Below are 3,857 nucleotides of genomic sequence, written 5' to 3' on the forward strand. Positions count from 1 at the left end.
AAGGCAAAAACGAAGGGCAATGGCTTGGTCCCCAAAAGGTTCTCGAAATCTTGCCATCGCAACCGCATATTTCAAAATACCTGCCTAATATAGTTTGCACAAATTATTTACAGTAACTTGTTTTTTGTGATTTTGGCACGATTTTCTCTTATAAAAAGAAGTGATGTAGTAAAAAACATCTTTCAATATTTATGGGTTAGGGTAGTGCATAAATGCCGTCGCGCGCTGCGTACGGCATTTATTTATTTTTAGGAGCACGCGTTTTTTTTACCGCGACCGTTTTTTTCTCATGCTTCGCTCTCCAAATACTGATATTTAATTCAAAGCCGAAAATAAGCAGCAAAGCCACCAAATAAAACCAAATCATGAGGGCGATGATGGTTCCGATGGAGCCGTAGAGTTTGTTGTAGCTGCCAAAGTGAGACAGATAATAGGAGAACCCGTAGGTAGAAAGAATGATGAGTAAGGAGGCCACAATAGCCCCTACATTAAAAAATCGCCATCCGTGCTGAATTTTGGGAGCCAACCGATAGATACTCGCCACTGCCAACGTAAACGTAGCAAACATAACTGCATAGCGAAGTACATCCAACAAAAACACGGTCAAATGGTCGTCCAAAAGGATAGTATTATGCAGCCAATCGACCAGAAAGCCCCCCACAATAATGACCAAAACGGCTAAAAATAACACAAAACACAACAAAAGTGTGAGTATGATGGCCACGCCTTTGGTTTTGAAAAAACCTCTGCTTTCCGTTGAGGCACGATCGGCCATGTTGAAAGCCGTCATGAGAGCACTCATGCCGTTGGTAGCCGTAATGAGGGTCAAAATAAAACCGAACGATAAAATTCCGCTTTGCTTTCGGCTGATGATGTCATAAATGGTAGCAGCGGCAAATTCATAGAGAGGTTCAGGCATGGCATCGTGCATGAAGTTCATGATTTGAACCTCCATGTTCGCAATCGGAATGTAGGGAATCAGCGTAAACAGGAATAAAATAGCCGGAAATATGGCCAACGTAAAATTGTAGGCTACGGCCGTAGCGCGCTGGTCAATATCGTAAAGCAGGATTTTTTCAATCAATAACGTTCCAATATCGGCCAACGAAACTGTTTCCGCAAAAAAGCGTTTGCGATGCAGGATAGTGTGAATTTGGCGCAGTCGTCGGTATTTTGATTTGGACCAGTGTTGAAGCATCAAGGAGTAAAAATGAATTTAGAGCCCGAAAATAGTAAACTTGGGGCTAAATCTCGAAATTCATTTAACCATATAAGGCATCTAAGTGAATATAAGGTTGATAAATTATTGTTTATATGTTCTTAAATGCCTTATATGGTTGAAATTAAAAGAAGAATGTCAAACTCAGACGGGCAAAAAACGGTGTACCCGGCGTAAAATGTATTTCTTCAATGGGTACGGCTTCTCCTTGCAATCGACTTTTAGTGGCAAATTGAGTTTCTTTCCAGCGGGTATTGAATACGTTTTGAACCGATAACCCTACGTTGTACGCCTTCTTGGCGTAGTTTACCTGCATATCCGTCACAAAATAGCCTTTGGCCACAATGGAATTATCTTCGTTAGCGGGACGGTCACCAATGTAGCGATACCGCAATGAACCGCTGAACCCATTCGCAGTTTGCAGCGAAAGTCCGCCCATGGTGGTAAATGTGGGCGCCAACGGCAAGTAGTTTTGACCTTCCAATTCACTAATGGCGCGGGGTTTGACCGTATTCAAATCTACATCAGCATACAAATGTCGGCTGATTTGGTAACGTACCGATAAATCCAATCCCTGCCGACGCGTTTTCCCGCTAGGTTCTACCACACCCGCATCGCCCACGTACACGAATTCCTGCTGCAACCACAAATACCAAGCGGCGGCATTAATCAGCAATTTTGGAAACGGCTTAAAAATCACGCCCAAATCAGAACCATACGCAGGCGGTAAAATCTGACGGCCTCCCTGCGCAACCACGACCCGGGTATCGTTGGAATGAAAACTCTTGCCCGTGTTCAAATACACTTGCAGATGGGGATTGAATGTATAATACAGATTCAATTTGGGCGATACAATGGCCGCCGAAGCCTGTTTTGTAGAGACGGGAGCGGCGAGTAAATTTTCGTATTGGTTACGAAAAAAATCCAGTCGAAGGCCCGCGTTGATGGAGAAACGATTGGAAACCTGAATCAGCTCATCGGCATAAATGGCCGCATTGAGTTCATTGACGTTACCCAATTGCAGTGGTTCAATAACCTCAGTACGATTTTTAGTATGCGACAATTCCGAATTTTTTGTCAAATCCTGACGGTACTGAACACCTAACGTCGTTGTCCAACGACTGTTACCTAAGTCATTTTCGATGGAATAACTGCCGTTGTATCCAAACAGATTACGATGTTCTTTCTACCGAATTTGGTCGCCGTTGAGCGAATCTTCTAAGAAGAATGTAAAATTGGAATACAATTCAAAATTATAATTGCTGTAAAACAATTGGTTCTTTATCACGTGATTACGCGGCATCACCGTCACCAATTGAAGATTTACATTCGTACGACTCGTTTCTCCTCCTTCTGAAGGGTCAATCGAACCAAAAAAACCGATGAGACGGGATTCAATGGCTCGGTCGGGAATTTGCCCCGAATGATTCCATTTACTCCAAAAAGTCGAACCCGTCAGCGTCAAATTGGTATGGGAGCCTAAGTGGCCGTGGTATTTCCCAAGGATATTCAGCCGATTGAAATTCTGTGGATTATCAAAATACGAATTAGTAAACGAATACTCAGGCGCCAGATAAGCCGATTGATTTTTGTCGCGCCCCCGTTGCCCGAGCAAATCCAATCCTGCCACAGCGCGAAAAGTATCATATTGCCCTCCTTCTAATTTCACAAAAGAGCGATCGAGTGCGTTGCGGGTACGAAAATTGGCCCAGCCGGCCGTCATAAAATTTCCTTTTTCGGCATTGTAAGGTCCTTTTTTGAAGTCAACTCCTTGCACCAGTTCGGGAATGACAAAGTGCAGATCCGCGTAACCCTGTCCGTGCGCGTGGGAAACCATATTAACCGGCATTCCGTCTACCGTAAGCTGAATATCCGTACCGTGGTCAATGTCAAAACCTCGCAAAAAAATCTGTTCGGCTTTGCCCCCACCCGCGTGTTGACCGATAAACAAACCGGGCACTATGCGCAAAATCTCCTGTGAATTGACAATAGGGCGAAGTTTAATATCCAAACTGCTGATGAGTTGTTGGTCGTGAGGCCGTTGCGAAGACACCACCACTTCACTCAGTTCAACGGCCGCGTTCGTCATCAAGGTTTTTACGGATGTCGTTTGGTCATCCTGGACCATTACTTCTATGACCTGCGCTTTGAAACCGACATAGGAAAGTTCAATTTTATAAGGAGCCGCCACCAGTTCATCAAAGCGATATTGTCCCAATTCATTGGTCCGAGTAGCTTTTCCAAGCCTGGTAATTTGGACATTAACGTCACGTAGAGGCAAGTTAGTCGCTTTGTCGTACACCGTCCCAGCTATGTTGCCGAGGTGTGCGTGTAGGGCCAAGCTAACGAATGAGAAGATAAAATACCCGTTTCATGCATCTTAATTAAGAAAGTGGATAAGAGGTAGTGTGGCGCAACAAAGTTACGCCATGGCTCATTCATTAAGCCAACGTCTTAACTTACGCTTTCTTAGGAGGAGGCGACACGTCGCGAGTAATGGCAAACAATACCCCTGTACGGTAGGAGGGCTGTTAAGTTCTGATAATTAAAAAGAGTTCTTTGACATTTTGACCAAATATTATTTGGGCGTTCTTAATTGAGTCGTCAATATTTTGGCGTAAATAATTGAGCGATATGG

1 protein-coding gene and 1 pseudogene are annotated in these 3,857 nt (G+C 44.0%); both read right to left on the reverse strand.

Features of this window, described 5'->3' with window-relative positions; all coding sequences use genetic code 11:
• Window positions 1–238: 238 nt before the first annotated feature.
• Complete coding sequence (locus tag Q0081_RS13740; protein WP_298354300.1) at window positions 239–1,198, reverse strand: YihY/virulence factor BrkB family protein; 960 nt, start codon at window positions 1,196–1,198, stop codon at window positions 239–241.
• Window positions 1,199–1,343: 145 nt separating this feature from the next.
• Window positions 1,344–3,578 (reverse strand): annotated as a pseudogene (locus tag Q0081_RS13745) (TonB-dependent receptor).
• Between the last annotated feature and the right edge of the window lie 279 nt (window positions 3,579–3,857).

Source organism: Runella sp., assembly GCF_027484545.1.
Taxonomy (GTDB): Bacteria; Bacteroidota; Bacteroidia; order Cytophagales; family Spirosomataceae; genus Runella.